General features: G+C 47.0%; 17 protein-coding genes. All 17 read left to right on the top strand.

The annotated features are described in order from the left end of the window. The first annotated feature begins 22 nt into the window (after positions 1–22). The 17 genes from fliF (at position 23) to flhA (ending at position 17564) form a co-directional block, all read left to right on the top strand. Positions 23–1708 carry a flagellar basal-body MS-ring/collar protein FliF gene (gene fliF / locus Q1A41_RS10355; protein WP_299978906.1) on the top strand — a complete coding sequence of 562 codons (1686 nt, stop codon included), beginning with the start codon at positions 23–25 and terminating at the stop codon, positions 1706–1708. Between the two features lie 2 nt (positions 1709–1710). After that, positions 1711–2736 carry a flagellar motor switch protein FliG gene (fliG, locus tag Q1A41_RS10350; RefSeq protein WP_299978188.1) on the top strand — a complete coding sequence of 342 codons (1026 nt, stop codon included), beginning with the start codon at positions 1711–1713 and terminating at the stop codon, positions 2734–2736. A gap of 82 nt (positions 2737–2818) precedes the next feature. Further along, a complete protein-coding gene (locus Q1A41_RS10345; protein ID WP_299978185.1) occupies positions 2819–3691 on the top strand; it encodes a flagellar assembly protein FliH in 873 nt (290 codons plus the stop codon). Between the two features lie 51 nt (positions 3692–3742). After that, a complete protein-coding gene (fliI, locus tag Q1A41_RS10340; protein WP_299978182.1) occupies positions 3743–5098 on the top strand; it encodes a flagellar protein export ATPase FliI in 1356 nt (451 codons plus the stop codon). Continuing rightward, entirely contained in the window at positions 5091–5540 is a 450-nt protein-coding gene (gene fliJ / locus Q1A41_RS10335; protein WP_299978179.1) for a flagellar export protein FliJ, read from the top strand. Before fliI ends, fliJ begins: the two co-directional genes overlap by 8 nt. A gap of 103 nt (positions 5541–5643) precedes the next feature. Beyond that, positions 5644–5985, top strand: coding sequence for an Hpt domain-containing protein (locus tag Q1A41_RS10330; RefSeq protein ID WP_299978176.1), 342 nt, complete (start codon positions 5644–5646; stop codon positions 5983–5985). A gap of 239 nt (positions 5986–6224) precedes the next feature. After that, on the top strand, positions 6225–7799 hold the full coding sequence (locus Q1A41_RS10325; RefSeq protein ID WP_299978174.1) for a flagellar hook-length control protein FliK: 1575 nt from the start codon (positions 6225–6227) through the stop codon (positions 7797–7799). A gap of 247 nt (positions 7800–8046) precedes the next feature. Next, entirely contained in the window at positions 8047–8598 is a 552-nt protein-coding gene (locus Q1A41_RS10320; RefSeq protein WP_299978171.1) for a flagellar basal body-associated FliL family protein, read from the top strand. A 29-nt stretch (positions 8599–8627) separates the two neighbouring features. Beyond that, positions 8628–9677 (top strand): flagellar motor switch protein FliM, encoded by a 1050-nt coding sequence (fliM, locus tag Q1A41_RS10315; protein ID WP_299978169.1) that lies wholly within the window; start codon positions 8628–8630, stop codon positions 9675–9677. 39 nt (positions 9678–9716) lie between these two features. Then, entirely contained in the window at positions 9717–10214 is a 498-nt protein-coding gene (gene fliN / locus Q1A41_RS10310) for a flagellar motor switch protein FliN (RefSeq protein WP_299978166.1), read from the top strand. A 33-nt stretch (positions 10215–10247) separates the two neighbouring features. Further along, positions 10248–10712, top strand: a complete 465-nt coding sequence (gene fliO, locus Q1A41_RS10305) for a flagellar biosynthetic protein FliO (RefSeq protein WP_299978163.1) — start codon at positions 10248–10250, stop codon at positions 10710–10712. Between the two features lie 155 nt (positions 10713–10867). Beyond that, positions 10868–11695 carry a flagellar type III secretion system pore protein FliP gene (gene fliP, locus Q1A41_RS10300; RefSeq protein WP_299978161.1) on the top strand — a complete coding sequence of 276 codons (828 nt, stop codon included), beginning with the start codon at positions 10868–10870 and terminating at the stop codon, positions 11693–11695. 10 nt (positions 11696–11705) lie between these two features. Then, positions 11706–11975 (top strand): flagellar biosynthetic protein FliQ, encoded by a 270-nt coding sequence (locus tag Q1A41_RS10295; RefSeq protein WP_299774326.1) that lies wholly within the window; start codon positions 11706–11708, stop codon positions 11973–11975. Between the two features lie 3 nt (positions 11976–11978). Next, entirely contained in the window at positions 11979–12758 is a 780-nt protein-coding gene (gene fliR / locus Q1A41_RS10290) for a flagellar biosynthetic protein FliR (RefSeq protein WP_299978158.1), read from the top strand. Positions 12759–12782: 24 nt separating this feature from the next. Further along, the gene (flhB, locus tag Q1A41_RS10285) at positions 12783–13916 is read left to right on the top strand and encodes a flagellar biosynthesis protein FlhB (protein ID WP_299978155.1); all 1134 of its coding nucleotides are present in this window, start codon (positions 12783–12785) and stop codon (positions 13914–13916) included. Positions 13917–14080: 164 nt separating this feature from the next. Beyond that, a complete protein-coding gene (locus Q1A41_RS10280) occupies positions 14081–15187 on the top strand; it encodes an SMP-30/gluconolactonase/LRE family protein (RefSeq protein ID WP_299978152.1) in 1107 nt (368 codons plus the stop codon). A 172-nt stretch (positions 15188–15359) separates the two neighbouring features. Beyond that, on the top strand, positions 15360–17564 hold the full coding sequence (flhA, locus tag Q1A41_RS10275) for a flagellar biosynthesis protein FlhA (RefSeq protein ID WP_299978151.1): 2205 nt from the start codon (positions 15360–15362) through the stop codon (positions 17562–17564). Positions 17565–17584 lie beyond the last annotated feature (20 nt).

The raw sequence follows: 17584 nt of genomic DNA, 5'->3' as shown, positions 1-17584 counted from the left end.
TATGTCTACTGCAGAAACAGATATGGGTGATTTCGCCGATGAAGGCGGAGTCGACGGGGCCAAAAAATCTTCCTCGGATTTAGTTGAAGGCTTTAATAATCTCAACTTAATGCGACAGGTTGGCCTCATGGTTGGCCTGGCGGCCAGTGTGGCGATTGGGTTCGCAGTCGTGCTATGGACCCAAGAAGATAACTATCGCCCGCTGTTTAGCAGTAGCAATATTCTTGATGTCCCTGAAATTGCGCGCTTGTTAGAAGAAAGCGAAATTGAGTACAAGGTTGACCAAAAGAACAATACAATTTTAGTGGCCGAACAAGATATATATCAGGCCAGAATTAAATTAGCGGAAGTTAACAACGACAGTCGTGATGGCACGGGCTTTGAGTTGCTCGATCAAGAACAACCTCTTGGTACCAGCCAATTTATGGAAAGTGCTCGCTATAAGCGCAGCTTAGAAGGCGAATTGGCGCGCACCATCACTGCCATTAAAACTGTCAAGGCGGCCAGGGTTCACCTAGCGATTCCTAAGCGATCGGTGTTTGTGCGAGATGCACGTGAGCCGAGAGCTTCGGTATTTATCGACCTTTTTGCCGGGCGCAGTATTAAGCCTGAACAAGTTAAGGCAATTGCCAATCTAGTTGCATCGAGTATTCCCGAGCTCAAGCTTGAAAATGTTACGGTCGTTGATCAGCGTGGCAGTTTATTGTCTCACGGGGAAGATAACGAAGAGCTACTTATGGCGGCCAAACAGCGTGAGTTTACGCGCAAGGTCGAAGATGATCTTACTCGCCGTATCAATAGTATTCTAGAGCCTGTGGTAGGCGCCGAGGGCTTTAAAGCTGAGGTGAGCGCCGATGTCGACTTTACTCAAGTAGAGCAAGCCGAAGAAGTTTTTAACCCTGATTTACCCGCGATTCGCAGTGAGCAAACGTTAAATGAACAGCGCGGGGCTGATCTTGTAGCCGGTATCCCTGGTGCGTTGACTAATCAACCACCGGGAATGGCCGAGGCGCCTGAAGAAGCGCAAGCTCGAGATGCCAATGGTGGTGGTGCTAATGACCGTGTGCGCAGTCAAGCAACACGCAACTACGAGCTTGATCGAACCGTTAGCTACACTCGCCATCAGCAGGGCAATATTAAACGACTTACCGTTGCGGTGGTAATCGACGACAAGATGGCTATGAATGCCCAAAGCGGTGAATCGAGTCGAGTGCCTTGGACTCAAGATGAGCTAGACCGCATGACAATTTTGGTTCGCGATGCAGTGGGCTTTTCTTCTGCCCGGGGTGATAGTGTCAATGTTTTGAACTCACCATTTATTGCCAAAGATGAAGAAATCTTAGAGGAGCCTCCGGTCTGGGAGCAAGCTTGGTTTGGTAACTTAACTAAGCAGGCAGTGGGTTTATTGATTATTCTTATCTTATTGTTGGGCTTATTGCGCCCATTGCTGAAGAACCTAGCCGAATCTGGCCGCGAGCGCCGAGAAGCTGAAGAGGCCGCACAGTTGGCTGAGCTGGCTGCTGTCGAAATGGAGGGCTTTGATTCTCTTGCTGATGATGCGGTGACCTTAACCGGTGGTGAAACTTTGGCATTGCCAAGCCCGGATGAAAATTACGAAACCCAGCTCAATACGGTGAAAGCACTTATTGCTGAAGATGCCGGTCGTGTGGCACTCGTAATCAAAGCTTGGGTAACTGAGGAAGAGTAGTAATGGCTGAAGATCAGAATCAAATCGAAGGCAGCTCAACACGCACGGAGATTGAGCAAGCAGCTATTTTATTAATGGCGTTAGGCGAATCTGATGCCGCTGAAATTCTTAAGCACCTTGGTCCGAAAGAAGTGCATCGTTTGGGCTCGGTGATGACCGATCTGGGCTATATTCACCAGAAAGAAGTAGAAGTCGTCATGGGTAAGTTTCTTGACGATGTGAAGTCCCTTACCGGTCTAGGTGTGGGCTCTGATGACTACATTCGTAAGATGTTAGTGGCTGCTTTAGGTGAGGATAAAGCGGGCAGCTTAATCGATCGTATCTTGATGGATGGGAATACAGCCGGCCTGGATACCTTGCGTTGGATGGAGCCACGTTCCATTGCCGATATCATTCGTGATGAGCATCCACAGATTCAAGCCATTGTTGTGGCGTATCTAGATTCAGATCAGTCGGCTGAAGTTTTGAGCTTTATGCCCGACAAGGTACGTCTTGATATTATGATGCGCGTGGCCTCACTTGAAACCGTACAACCTTCGGCATTGCAGGAGTTTAACGATATTCTTGAGAAGCAATTCTCAGGCAGTGCAACCAGCCAAGGTAAGGATATGGGTGGTCTGCAAGTGGCCGCTGAAATCATGAACAACTTAGGCGGTGCTGTTGAAGGCGAGTTGATGGAATCCATTAAGGAAATCGATGAGCAAATGGCGCAGCAGATTCAAGATCTGATGTTTATCTTCGATAATCTACAAGAAGTTGATGATCGTGGTATCCAGGCCCTGCTGCGTGAAGTTTCCTCGGAAATGCTGATCATAGCGCTCAAAGGTGCCGATGTTACTCTGCAAGAGAAAATCTTTAAAAATATGTCTAAACGCGCTGCTGAGTTGCTACGTGATGATCTCGAAGCTAAAGGGCCTGTGCGCTTGTCTGAAGTGGAAGCAGCCCAGAAAGAAATTCTGGTTATTGCTCGAAGAATGGCTGACGCCGGTGAGATTATGCTTGGCGGTGGCGGAGAGCAGATGCTTTAAAATTGTATCTTTTGGCAAAGATTGGCGACAACGTACATGGTCGTTAGAAAGGTGAGTATTAGTAATAATGGGTGATGGTGCAGTGTCAGTAAATAATCAGGAATACAGCAGTTGGACACTCCCTTCTTTTGACGAAAGTTCTACGTCAATAATCGCTTCTGAAGAAAAGCTTGCCCAAGATCGAGCTGCTGCTCAAGTTGGTGAAGATGAATCTATCGACGAATTTGAGCAAGAAGTGGAGCCCCTAACAGCGCAACAGCTTGAAGAAATTCGTTTGCAGGCCCATAAAGAGGGGTACCAAGCCGGCTACGAAGAAGGTCAAAAACATGGATTGGAGGCCGGTGTTCAGGAAGGGCGGGCACAAGGCGAAAAGGATATCAGAGCCGAGCTCGAGCCCAGTTTAAATGGCAAAATTAAGCAGTTTTCTCAGCTCGTAGAGCAGCTCGAGCAAAGCCATTTAGAGCAGCAAGATCAGCTCAAGCCATTGATACTGAACATGGTGACAGGGCTAACGCGCCAGTTTATCGAAAAGGAATTTCAAAGCTCACCAAGTTTGCTGATCGATTTTATAAAAAAAGCGGTTGCAAGCTTACCCGGTAAGCCGCAAGAGTTAAGCATCAAACTAAACCCAAATTCAGTAGGCGCCGTTAAGTCGGCTTTGCTGCTTGACGACTGTCAGCTGTCTTTTTCCTCTGACGACAGTTTGGGCAACTGGGATTGTATTGTACGCAGCGAGCACAGTCGGGTTGTCGTTGATTTTGAATCGCGCTGGCAGGCTTTATTGGAGCAATTCGCAAGTGGTGATATGGCGGGCAGTGAAGAAGAAATACAAAGTCAAATGCACACTGCGCAAATTCAGGTTCAACAAGAACTCAACCAAGATTTAGACCAGGCGATGGATGCAGTAGCTCAAGATGACGTCTTGCTTAGTCCGGCCCCGGAAAATACTAATTAGCATTTGTGTTTCATTGTTCTCTAGCGAGCGAATCTAAAAGATGGCAGCGCCATGAAAAATATTTGTGCCGAGTTAAGTGCCTTAACACCGTCTCAACACCCTGACAGATTTAATTATGATTATGTGGCCGAAGGTCGCTTAACGCGGCTTGTGGGGATGACCTTAGAAGCTGAGGGTTTGCGTACAAGTCTTGGGCAAACCTGTCAGATTGTTAATCAGTCGGGTGTTGAAATTGAGGCTGAAGTGGTTGGTTTCAATGGCCAAAAAGTTTACTTGATGCCCATCACTCATTTCGCCGGTGTCGAGCCTGGCGCGATTGTTCGACCGGTAACACAAGCCGCTCAAATCCCAATTGGTGATGAGATGCTTGGGCGGGTGATTAATGGAATTGGCAAACCCATTGATGGTCATGGGCCGCTGCGTGCAAAGGATCGTTTAAAGCTATTGCCAGAAATGATTAATCCCTTGTCGCGAGATCCGATCAAAGAGCCAATGGATGTTGGTATTCGAGCGATAAACGCCTTATTGACAGTTGGACGCGGGCAGCGCTTGGGGCTTTTTGCAGGCAGTGGCGTGGGTAAAAGTGTGCTGTTGGGAATGATGACGCGCTTTACCAATGCTGATGTTGTGGTGGTGGGCTTGATTGGTGAGCGTGGTAGAGAAGTAAAAGAATTTATTGATCATAGCTTAGGAGAAGAAGGCCTAAAAAGAGCAGTGGTGGTTGCATCACCAGCAGATGATGCGCCGTTAATGCGCTTGAGAGCGTCAGAGCTTTGTTGTCGTGTAGCTGAATATTACCGTGACCAAGGCAAAAATGTGCTGCTATTGATGGATTCCCTGACTCGATATGCACAGGCCCAACGAGAAGTGTCCCTGGCCGTAGGTGAGCCGCCGGCTACCAAAGGCTATCCTCCTTCGGTTTTTGCAAAGCTACCGCAGTTAGTGGAACGGGCGGGTAATGGTGAGGCTGGCGGAGGCTCTATTACGGCTTTTTATACTGTTTTAACAGAAGGCGATGATTTACAAGATCCGGTGGCGGATTCGGCTAGAGCAATTTTGGATGGTCATATCGTTTTATCCCGTCGTTTAGCAGAGGAGGGGATTTATCCAGCCATTGATGTTGAAGCTTCCATTTCTAGAGCGATGCCCAATATTGTCGCGCCGGAGCAACTTCAAAAAATGCAAGCATTTAAACGCCTGTTGGCGATCTATCAGGAAAACAAAGACTTAATTAATATTGGTGCTTACCGGCCTGGAAGCAATCCAGAGGTGGATTTGGCAATAGATCGAGCACCTCAATTACGTCAGTTTGTATGCCAAGGAATGAATGAGGCGGTTGCTTACGACATGGCTTGTGCAATGCTAGATCAAGTGCTCTCGGCGTCAGAGGCGAATTCTGGTGGCTAAGTTACGCAGTAAGCGTTTAGCAATTGTGCTAAGCCTAAACCAAAAAGAATTGGATGCCATTAGTCAGCAGCTATCCCATCACAAAGAAAAACTTTCTGAGGAACAGGAAAAATTAAGCCAGTTAGAAGGCTATCGAAATGATTACCTAGACTCGGTTCGCTCACTTAAACAAACCGATGTTCAAAGCATGCAGCGGCAAAGAAGCTTCATACAAAGGATGCAGCAAGCCTGTGATCAGCAAGGAGCAATGGTCGATAAAGTTAATGAACATTGTGAAGCGATTATGGATTTGTGGCACCAGCAAAGCCAAAAAATTAGTAAGCTGGAAGAGCTGATCGCGCGTTATATGAAGGAAGAGCAGGCCGCCGTTGATAAGGAAGAGCAGAAGCTTATCGATGAATTGAGTACCCAAAAGGCTTCACGCAGAATGTCTGCAGGTTAATGCTTGTTCTGATAAGTGCTTGTCCTAAGAGCGCTAGCTCGTTAAAGTGATAGCGTGGCATATTCATCAAGTCATAAGTCTATCCAGGGTGGGGAGCAGGAACATGGAAGCGGCGCTAAATGAACATCTGTTGAATGAATTGCGTGATTTAATGGGGGAAGATTTTGATTTGCTCATTGATACTTATCGCTTTGACTCTAACAGCCGCCTAAATAAAATTCAGGAATCCATTGCCGCTTGTGATTACTCCGAGGTGGTAAGTGCCGCTCACAGTCTTAAGGGCAGTAGCGCAAATATTGGCGCTTTGAATATGGAGGAACTGTGTCACCAATTGGTATTGGCCGGGCGAGAAGGCGATGAAGGTTCAATGTCCTATTTGTTGCCTAAACTTCAGTCAGAGTTTGAACGAATCTGCGCTTATTTTGCAGACATTCCATCCCAATAGCTTTTCTTTTCTCTTTCAGATGCCTCTGTTAAAAGGCTGTTTGTCCAGTTAATTTCAGTGCTAATAAACTTTGGCATTGGATTTGCAATTTCTACGAAGTATTAGCCGTACTTTCTAATAAACCACTCAGTTCGCGCTAAAAGTCATTTGAGGTGGCAGAGTTTTTCTGTTTTGAATGCCTAGGGCCTTCGATACAGGCAAAAATTTGCCGCTGTAAAATTAATAAGGAAAGAAATTACATGCCAGCGACAACAAGTGATCTTCTTTTGAATACTCTGCCGTCTGTCAATAAGACGCCAAGTCGCTCATTTGGGCCAGCAAACGGTGCGAGCTTTTCAGAGCACTGGGCTGAACAGTCACAGCTAGGGCAAAAGGCAAGCGGCGCGTCCAATTCTGCAGCTCGGGAGTCATCTGAGCACCCGCGTCGAAACTCTAATGAAGCCGCTAGAAACAATAGTGGCTCTAGTAGCAATTCTAGCGAGAAAGATCGCCCTCGAAGTCGTGTTGATAATCATCAGAATGAGTCGTTTACTCGTCAAAATAGTGATCGTGCGGACAATCGTAGTCAGCGGGCCGATCAAGAGGGTACTGGAGAAGTTCAGCCAAAATTTGAAAAGGCGAGTCCCTCTGAGAGATCTGAGCACAGTGATGCGAATGAGGTAGACAGTGAAGGTGAGGTGAACGGTGAAGCCCTGGCAGCTTCCTCAGGATTGGCGCCCAATGGCGCGGATCACGGCGATATGAGCTCTGAGGAGCGGTTTATTTTGGCCTTGCTCGGGGTATCTGTTGCAGAGCCTGTAGCAAAAGCTGATGCCCTTAGCGATGGCAGCCGCTTGGCAGCGGATCTGGATTTGGAAGACGCTTCAATGTTCACTGACGACGAAGCCGCTGTGGAGCTTGAAACCGAAAATTTAAGCGGCGTCGACTTGCTGGAAGATCAGCAGCTAACGGTTGAAGAGCAAGCAAAAGAATCAATAGTCGGCGAAATTGAGCCTGTGCAGGCCATATTGCCAGGCAATGTCGCAAAAAGCTCTGACAGTGGGGTTGCCAAAACAGTCGATACAGAACTTGCCGGCAAACTCGCAAGCCTAAATCGACAGGGGCCTAGTATATCGATATCACAAGAAGCCAGTGTCGCGCCAATCGAAGAAGGTGACGCTGAGCTGATATCTGAAACGATCCCAATAAGCAGTACGGATTCGAAATTAAAAAGCGCTAATGCCGAACTGGCACCAGTCTCAAAACTAGCGGCTAATCAGTTGTTTAGAGAAGTTTCTAGTGCCCCCAGCGCGAGCGCCTATGGCGAAAGTAACGGCGTGAGTCATAGCCAAAGTCTTGGGCGGGCCAGTGGCATGGAGCACAACTTCCAGTTGCAGCGTGGCGCTGATGTACAGGGGCGTAGCACTATGCAGTCTGATATTGGTCAAGCTCAGTGGAAGGCTGAGATTGCCGAAAAAGTAGCTTGGTTTTCTGCTAGAAATATCTCAAAAGCCGAGATACGTCTCGACCCTCCAGAATTGGGAAGCTTACAAATCAAAATCCAGCTAAATCAAGAGCAAGCCCAGGTTAGCTTCAACAGCCCCCATGCGAGTGTGCGTGAGGCACTTGATCAAAGCTCAAGTCGCTTACGGGAAATGTTTCAAGAGCAAGGTTTAAACCTTGCTGATGTCAATGTCGGTGGTGACGGGGCGCAGCAGCATGCCGAAGACGGCGAAAAAGGAACTCGCTCAGCATTTGATGAAGATGTGGCTGATACCGAGCTTGCCCCCAAACCACAATTGCAGTCTCTTGCTCTTGTAGATTCTTACGTCTAAGTACCCTAAAGCTTATCTAAACCGCTCCGGCAGCCTCTGTTAGTGTTTAGCTAACACTAACAGAGGCCAAATTCTGTTCCGACTCCCCTCGCAAGTCCGCTATATCCCAGCTAAGTCCTTGTTGAGCTTGCCTTCGCTCATTGAGCTATGCTGAAAAGAAGTTAAGAGCGCGAGGCAAAATAATGGCACGGCTCTTGCTCAAATATTTGCGTAATCCAAGATGTGACTGGAAATTGACGGAGAGCCCATGGCTGAAGAAAACGAATCCTCTGGCGGCGGAAAAAAGAAACTCATCATCTTTATTGTATTGGGTTTGGTATTGATTGGCGCTTCAGTAGGCGGAACCTTGTTTGCATTGGGCTTCTTTGATGAAGCGAAAACAGAACAAACAGAAGAGGGTGACAGTGAAGGCGAAGAAAATTCAGAGGAGGCTGAGGAAGGCGAAGAAGGTGATGAAATGGAAGCCGCTGAACCGACTCCGTCGGCCATCTACCTGCCGCTCAAACCTGCCATTATCGTAAATTTTGAGGCGCGCGGTCGCCAGCGTTATCTGCAGGCCGAGGTTACCTTAATGATGCGCACCGACCAGGCTCTATCAGCTGCGGAATTGCATATGCCGATGATTCGTAATGCTTTGGTTATGCTGTTTAGTGGTCAGATTTACGAAGAGCTACAAACGCCTGAAGGCAAAGAGCTGGTGCGCCAATTGGCGCTGGAAGAAGTTCAGACCATGATGGATAGAGAGATTGGTGAGCCTGGTGTTGAGCAGGTTCTATTTACCAATTTTGTCATGCAATAGGCCATCACTAAGCAGCGGGTGTACTCATAATGCAAGATTTACTCTCACAAGACGAAATTGATGCCTTATTGCATGGTGTTGATGATGGCGAGGTAGAGACAGAGGTTGAAGTTGAAGAGGGTGATGTCGTTCTTTATGACTTAACCGCCCAAGATCGTATTGTTCGCGGTCGCATGCCATCACTTGAAATGATTAATGAACGCTTCGCGCGCTATACGCGGATCAGTGTTTTCAATCTTTTACGCCGCTCTGCAGAGGTTTCTGTGGGCGGTATGCAAACGATGAAGTTTGGCGAATATGTTCACACGCTGTATGTGCCAACCAGTCTAAACATGCTTAAGTTTCGCCCATTACGAGGTACTGGGCTAATAATTCTTGATGCCAAGCTGGTGTTTAAGTTGGTTGATAACTTTTTCGGTGGTGACGGCCGTCATGCCAAAATTGAAGGCCGTGAGTTCACCCCAACGGAATTGCGCGTTGTACAAATGGTTGTAGATCAATGTTTGATGGACTTGGCGGAAGCTTGGCGGGCGGTTATGCCCGTAGAGCTAGAGTTTTTAAACGCTGAAGTGAACCCAGCTATGACCAATATTGTTGGTCCTAATGAGATCGTTGTGGTGAGCAAGTTTCACGTTGAACTTGATGGTGGTGGCGGTGAAATGCATATCACTATTCCTTATTCAATGTTAGAACCCATTCGAGATCTTTTAGACAATAGCGCGCAGAACGAAACGGACGAAACCGATAGTCGCTGGGTCAAATCAATGCAATCGGAAGTATTGCAGGCCAGTGTTAATCTTGAATGTGACATTGTCCGAAAGCCTCTGCTGCTTAGGGAGGTTATGGACCTAAAGCCTGGCGATGTGATTCCTATAGAGCTGCCCGAAGAGCATGTTGTGACCGCCAATGGTGTGCCGGTTTTTCGCAGCACCTTGGGGCAATCTAGAGGCAATCTTTCTATGCGCATCGAAGGTGTTGTAGAGAATAAAGATGAAGAAACCGCGGACTTACTGCGTATTGCAGGAGTTAACACGTCCAGTGATGATTTTAACGAAGATCTTAATAAGGCTTCAGCTTAAGAGTGAAACAGGCATATTGCCTAAGAGGTGGAGAAGACCATGAGTGATGACGATCAGAATGATTCCGGTGAGGTAAACCAGGGCGACATGGCTGATGAATGGGCAGCAGCCATGGAAGAGGCCGGTGAAACGGGCGGTGATGTAGAAGATGATTGGGCAGCTGCGATGGCCGAGGCTGGGGTCAGTGAAGAGGATGAAGCTGAGCCGGAACCTGAAGTGGCCGCCGATCCTATGCCATTGCAGGATTTTTCCGCCCCAGGTGGTGGTTCTGCAGAGCAGCCAGACTTGCAGGTGGTGTTGGATATCCCCGTATCCATGTCGATGGAAGTTGGACAAACATCGATTTCCATTAGAAATTTACTTCAGCTAACCCAAGGTTCAGTGATTGAGCTTGATCGTTTAGCTGGAGAGCCCTTGGACGTACTGGTAAACGGGACGTTGATCGCTCACGGCGAGGTTGTGGTGGTCAATGAGAAATTCGGTATTCGCATGACCGATGTGATTAGCCCGCAAGAAAGAATAGCGCGTTTACGTTAGAGCTTAGTGAGCGTGATTGGAGGAGTAGTAGAAATGACTTTCGCAAATAATAAGTTTGGTCTTCAAATAAAGCTGTTTTGTACGATTTCTTGCGCCCCAGTATTGGCGCTTGCCGAGCAAACTGCGGTAAGTCCGCCTATTTCAAACCTGCCTAATGCATCGACTCAGTTGTTTCAGGTTTTTATTGCCCTGGGTTTAGTGCTTGCCATCATTTATGCGCTGGCATGGTTTGTGAAGCGTTTTTCAAATCAGAGCAGCCTGTCTGCTAGTCCGATTAAGGTGCTTAACAGTACCAGCATGGGAACTCGCGAAAAGCTGGTACTTGCTGAAGTGAATGGTCAGCAAATTTTACTGGGCGTTACCGCGCACTCGATTAATGCTCTGCACAGCTTTGAACAGCAAAACTCCCCCGATTTGGTAGCCGAAAACCCAGAATCAGTGGTTGATTTCAAAGCCAAATTGGCCGGCCTAATGGCGGTGAATAAGAAGCCTGTATAGCGCATTAATAATAGAGTCTTGTTGTCAAAAGCTTGGGTAGTACTGATATTTTAAAGAGCCGCTATTGTTATAGATTTATTATGATAAAAACATTCCTAGAGCGAAAAAATCTACCGGCTGCAGCATTCTGCAGAATGTGTTTCTTGGTTTTTGCCATGTCATTTATGTTGGTAGGACAAAGTCTTGCTCAGCAAACTGAAGAAACCCCATTGCAAGGCTCAGATGTGGCGACAGCAGCAAAGATCGCCAGTGAAGAACTTCAAAGTGAGGAGCCTAGTGCGGCGAATATCCCCTTAAAATCTATTCCTGGTTTACCCGCATTAACCGTGACCACCAATGCTGACGGTAGTGAAGATTATACGGTGAGCTTACAGATTTTGGCGATCATGACAGGGCTTACCCTGTTGCCAGCTCTGTTAATGATGATGACATCGTTTACCCGTATCATTATCGTATTCGCAATTTTGCGCCAAGCTTTAGGTTTACAGCAATCTCCCTCGAATCAGATCTTAATTGGTTTGTCTTTATTTTTGACCATGTTCATTATGACGCCGGTATTTGAGGTGGTGAATGAACAGGCTTTGCAGCCCTATATCGAAGAGAAGATGACCTCTCGCCAAGCATTAGAAGCGGCGAGGGAGCCAATACACCAGTTTATGTTGGCCCAAACTCGAGAGTCTGACATTGACTTGTTTATGCGTATCGCGCAGAAGCCACCTGTAGCTACGCCAACTGAAATCCCCTTAAACATACTTATTCCGGCCTTTGTTACTAGCGAGCTAAAAACAGCTTTCCAAATAGGCTTCATTATTTTCATTCCATTTTTGGTGATCGATATTGTTGTCGCTAGTGTCTTGATGGCCATGGGTATGATGATGTTGTCACCGCTCATTATTTCATTGCCGTTTAAAATTATGCTATTTGTTCTTGTCGATGGTTGGGCGATGTTAATTGGCACCTTAGCTGCCAGCTACGGATATTGAGGAGCTTACCATGACCCCAGAGCTCGTAATGGATATACTCGGCGATGCGCTCTACCTCATTGTATTAATTGTCTCTGTCATCGTGGGCCCAAGTTTGGCGGTTGGCCTTTTGGTCAGTATGTTTCAGGCGGCCACTCAGATTAACGAGCAAACCTTGAGTTTTTTGCCTCGATTACTGATCACCTTAGCGACAATTATGGTGGGCGGCAGCTGGTTGATCACCAAGTTTACCGATCTTTTTGATCGCCTATTTACTAATATTCCTTTGATGATTGGCTAAGCTGTGGAGCCTATCAGCGAACAGCAAATCCTTCAGTTTGTTGGTCAGTACATCTGGCCGCTGACTCGTATTAGTGGTGTGTTGTTAGCTATGCCATTGATCGGAGCGAGAGTTGTTCCTGCCAGAGTTAGATTGGCTTTGGCATTTGCGCTGGCTGTTTTAGTCACGCCGCTTTTACCCCCGATGCCTGAAGTTAAGCTTATGTCTTTGCAGATGATGGTGATCAGCATGCAGCAGCTCGTCATCGGTTTGGCGATGGGGTTTTCCCTGCAGGTATTTATGCAAATCTTTGTTTTGGGGGGGCAGGTGATTGCGGGTAAGTTGGGCCTCGGTTTTGCAGCTATGAATGATCCTTCGACCGGCGTTAGTATACCTTTAATTTCTCAGTTCTATTCTATTACTGTTACTTTGTTGTTCTTTGCTGTTGATGCACATTTATTGGTTATTGAGGCATTAACAGCCAGTTTTTATTCAATCCCGATTGGAACGGTTGGATTAGATCAGCAGGCTATATTGATGATTGTCGGGTTGGGCAGCTGGATGTTCAGTTCATCTTTAGTCATCGCTTTGCCCTTGTTAACCGCCTTGTTGGTGGTGAATTTAGCATTTGGTGTGATGGGGCGGGCGGCGCCCCAAATGAATATTTTTGCGGTTGGATTTCCTTTAACCTTGGTGTTTGGCTTGTTTTTAATGTGGCTATCTCTCGTTAGTTTTTTGCCAAATTTCAATACTTTTATGTACGAGGCTTTACAGTTTTTACAAAACCTCGTTCAGAACCCTTAATTCTTTTCTGGAGGCAGCGATAGCATGGCTGAAGATTCCAGTCAGGAAAAAACAGAAGAACCCACGCCCAAACGCTTAGAAAAGGCTAAGGAGGAGGGCCAAGTTCCGCGATCACGGGAACTCACGACCTCAGTGCTGTTATTGGGTGGCACGATATGTTTGTTCATGCTCGGCGGCTATATTACTGAGCGCATGGAAGCCATTATGCGCTTCAACTTAAGCTTGGATCGTGACGTGGTTTTCGATACCAACTTGATGTTTACTCAATTGGGTGAATCCATCTATGACGGCTTGTATATTCTGGTGCCTATTTTTTCGGTATTGGCACTTGCCAGTATTATTGGCCCGATTTCTTTAGGCGGTTGGCTGTTCAGTGCCAAGTCCCTTGCACCGAAGGGCAGCCGAATGAACCCCTTCTCCGGTCTTAAGCGTATGTTTGGCGTTAAAGGCCTGATGGAGTTACTCAAGAGTGTCGGCAAAGTGGCCGTTATTCTCGTTCTGTTAATCGTTATATTACTGGCGCAACAAGAAGATATTTTGCGCCTGGCTTACCAAGATGTAAATGTAGCCCTCGAAAATTCCATGGTGCTGTCAGGTATCGCGGCAATTATCCTTGCGGCTTCTACTATCCTAATTGCCATAATCGATGTTCCGTTTCAGATATGGGATAACTCCCGTAAGCTGAAGATGTCGATGCAAGAAATTAAAGACGAGATGAAAGACTCTGAAGGTAAGCCAGAGGTTAAAGGTAGGATTCGTCAGCTACAGCGCGAAATGGCTCAGAATAGAATGATGTCGAATGTGCCAGAAGCGGACGTGGTTATTACTAACCCAACGCATTTTGCCTGTGCGTTGAAATACGACCCGAACAATATGTCCACGCCTATTTTGCTTGCTAAGGGTGGCGATAACATTGCCTTTAAAATTCGGGAAATTGCCAAAGCGAATGGTGTAGAAATCATCGAATCACCCCAATTGGCAAGGGCTATTTTCTATACCACTGAGATTGACGATGAAATCCCTGCGGGCCTATACATGGCGGTAGCGCAGGTATTAGCGTATGTCTTTGGCTTGAGGAACTTTAGGCGAGGCCAAGGCGAAAAGCCAATGTTTCCAAAAGATGTGCCGATTCCGCCAGATATGCGTTACGACAAATAAAATTGCGATCCGAATGGCCTTTCGAGCTGTGGGGGCAAGCTCGGATAGGGTAGAATCTTTGCTGCGATATTTGTTTTTGCGCTGCCAAGCAGCTTTGATCTGTTTGCTCGTAAATCGACAAGACCCTAACACTGGCCCTATTAAAAATAAACAAAAGGCACCTTATGTTTCGCATCAGCTCAATTATTGTCACCTTATTAATACTCTATTTTTGTTTTTGGCCAGTTCCTGTCGAACCTATAGCTTGGAATGCGCCTAAAGATCTAGGTTATCAAGGGGTGTTTGCTCAAAACCACAAACTTGCCGATCTCGAGCATCTTGATATTGCTAGGGAGCACGGCCCAGAAGATATGGATGCCGATTCAGAAGGTGCAATTTACGCTTCTGTTCACAGTGGCTGGGTTCTCAAAAAAGAAAGTGGCTCAGATCGTTTTGAGCGCTGGGTGGATACTAAAGGGCGCCCATTAGGGATGGATTTTGATGCGGCTGGCAATTTGCTTGTTGCTGATGCCTACCGCGGTTTGCTAAGTATCGCAAGGGATAAATCTATTACCGTATTAAGTGATCACATTGGTGACAGCCCAATCTTATACGCCGATGACGTCGATATCGCGCCAGACGGCAAAATTTACTTCTCCGATGCTTCTGTTCGTTTTGGTGTTGAAGTAAACGGCGGTACTTATGAGGCTAGCTTGCTCGACGTGATGGAGCATTCGCGTTCGGGCAGAGTATTGGTTTATAACCCTGCGGATAAAAGCACTAAGCTACTTGTGGATGGCTTAAGCTTTGCCAATGGCATTGCTATGGATCCGGCTGGGCAATTTATACTAATCAATGAAACCAGTGAATACCGAATACATAAATACTGGATTGCTGGTGAAAAAGAAGGGCAGATGGAAGTCCTTATCGATAACTTGCCTGGCTTTCCGGACAATATTGTAACCGGGCAAGATGGTCGTTTTTGGTTTGGTCTGGTCTCACCGCGTTTACCGATTGTGGATTTCTTAGCCGATAAACCCTGGCTGCGTAAGCTAGTGCAACGCTTGCCAGCATTTGTTCGCCCAGCGGCAAAGTTTTATGGCCATGTGGTGGCGATAGATGCGCTAGGTGAAGTGCAAGTTTCACTGCAAGATCCTAGTGGGAAATACCCAGTTACCACAGGTGTTTTAGAAACTGATGATTATTTGTACATCAGCAGTTTAATGGCAGATGTTGCCGCCAGAGTTAAAAAGCATGACAACTTATTGGCGCATAAAGGCGCCAAGCAATAATCGATCAGTCAGATACTTTGCTATTTGCTAAAGAGCCTTCCCCAAAGCCCGCTAAAGTCACTATTTAGCGGGCTTTTTCATTAGTCGGCAAAAATATTCCGCTGTGCGGCAATTTCGGTACACTTCTTGCGATACTCAATTCTCAATCCATTGAGTGTCAAAAAGCCGAATTATGCAGTTACCCAGTTTTGCTGATATCAGAGCCTTACCACAGCAGTTTGATCGCGATACCGCCATCCACCAGGCGCGCAGCTTAAGTCAAGGTAATCTTGGTGTACCGCTGCTATTGTTGATGTTGTTGGGCATGATGATCCTGCCGCTACCGGCCTTTCTTTTGGATCTATTTTTCTCTTTTAATATCGCCTTATCGATTGTGGTTTTGCTGGTGGGTATTTATACCTTACGCCCCTTAGATTTTGCGGTTTTCCCTACTATTTTGTTGGTCGCAACCTTGATGCGCTTAGCGCTTAATGTGGCGTCTACTCGCGTGGTCTTATTGGAAGGGCATAATGGCGGTGACGCGGCCGGTAAGGTAATTCAGGCATTTGGTGAAGTGGTTATTGGTGGTAACTACGCGGTTGGTTTGATCATCTTTATCATTTTGATGATTATTAATTTTGTGGTGGTCACCAAGGGTGCTGGCCGTATCTCCGAAGTGAGTGCACGTTTTACTTTGGATGCAATGCCCGGTAAGCAAATGGCCATTGATGCCGATTTGAATGCCGGTCTAATCGATCAAGATCAAGCGAGAATTCGACGTGAAGAAGTCGCAGGTGAAGCCGACTTTTACGGAGCAATGGATGGTGCCAGTAAGTTTGTTCGCGGTGATGCCGTTGCCGGCATTTTAATTCTTGTTCTCAATGTTGTCGGTGGCCTTATCGTCGGTATGGCACAGCATGAACTTAGTTTTGCTGAGGCTGGCGAGAAATATGTGTTGCTGACCATCGGCGATGGTTTAGTTGCCCAGATACCTTCGCTGCTTTTGTCCACCTCAGCTGCAATTATGGTAACGCGCGTAAACAGCTCTGAAGATATGCGCAGCCAAGTTATGGGGCAGATGTTTGACTCCCCGAAAGCTTTAGGTGTGGCCGCTGGAGTGCTGTTTTTAATGGGTTCAATTCCGGGGATGCCGCATTTTTCCTTTTTAAGCTTGGCATTTTTAACCGGCACCATAGCGTTTTTTATTCATAAGCGTAATACCGCTGCAGAGGAAGGTCCTGAGCCTGTTGCGCGCGCCGCAGCACCGGCAGCTGGACATGGAGGGGCCGGAGAGTTGGTTCCTGTGGCGGGTGCAGTTGAACCGCCTGACATCAATGAAGAGATTAGCTGGGATGATGTTGTGCCAGTCGATGTAGTTGGCCTGGAAGTTGGGTACCGAATTATTCCGCTGGTGGATACTAATCAAAATGGTGAGCTGCTTGGTCGCATTAAAGGTGTGCGTAAGAAGCTATCGCAAGATGTTGGATTTTTGATTCCATCGGTTCACATAAGAGATAACCTAGATCTTAATCCAACCGCTTATAAAATCTCACTCATGGGTGTCACCTTGGGCGAGGCTGAGGTATACCCCGATTCATTCTTGGCTATCGATCCGGGTCAGGTTTTTGGCAAGCTCGAAGGTATTCAGACCCAAGATCCAGCGTTTGGCCTTGATGCGGTATGGATTGAGGAATCTAAGAAAGATCACGCGCAGACCATGGGTTATACCGTTGTCGATGCGGCAACTGTTATTGCGACCCACCTTAACCAGATTCTACAAAAACATGCCTACGAGCTATTGGGGCACGAGGATGTACAGAAGTTACTGGATATCTTGGGTGAGAAGTCACCTAAGCTCGCTGAAGAACTTGTGCCCAATACGATCAGTTTGAACGTCCTCTTAAAGGTATTACAGGGGCTGCTGCAAGAAGGTGTTTCTATTCGTGATATGCGCAGCATTGCCGAGGCGATCACCGCTAATTCCGACAAGAGTCAAGATCCCGTCGCTCTGAAAGCAGCGGCAAGAATTTCTTTAGCGCGCCAAATCGTCCAAGGCCTTGTGGGCTCTGAGCCAGAGCTGCCCGTTATGACCTTGGATCCACAGTTGGAACAGCTTTTGCTTGGTTCTGTACAGCAGGCACAAAAATCTGGCAATGATGATGGTGCATTCATCGAGCCAGGTTTGGCAGAGCGTCTACAGCAAGCTCTGATTAATGCAGCACAGCAGCAAGAGTTGGCGGGTAAACCCATTATTCTTCTGGTCGCTGCTCCGCTAAGAGAATTGATGGTGAAATTTAACCGCTTCTCTGTGCCAGAAATGCGTGTTTTGGCGTATACCGAAATACCAGATAACAAACAGATTACGATTGAAATGGCGGTCAGTGTTGATGCCGCTTAAATCGATACCCACGAACAACC

Origin of the sequence: uncultured Pseudoteredinibacter sp., from assembly GCF_947502065.1 — a bacterium.
Taxonomy (GTDB): domain Bacteria; phylum Pseudomonadota; class Gammaproteobacteria; order Pseudomonadales; family Cellvibrionaceae; genus Pseudoteredinibacter.
Note: the sequence above shows the minus strand (reverse complement) of the source record. Positions and strands in the feature narration are given on the sequence as shown.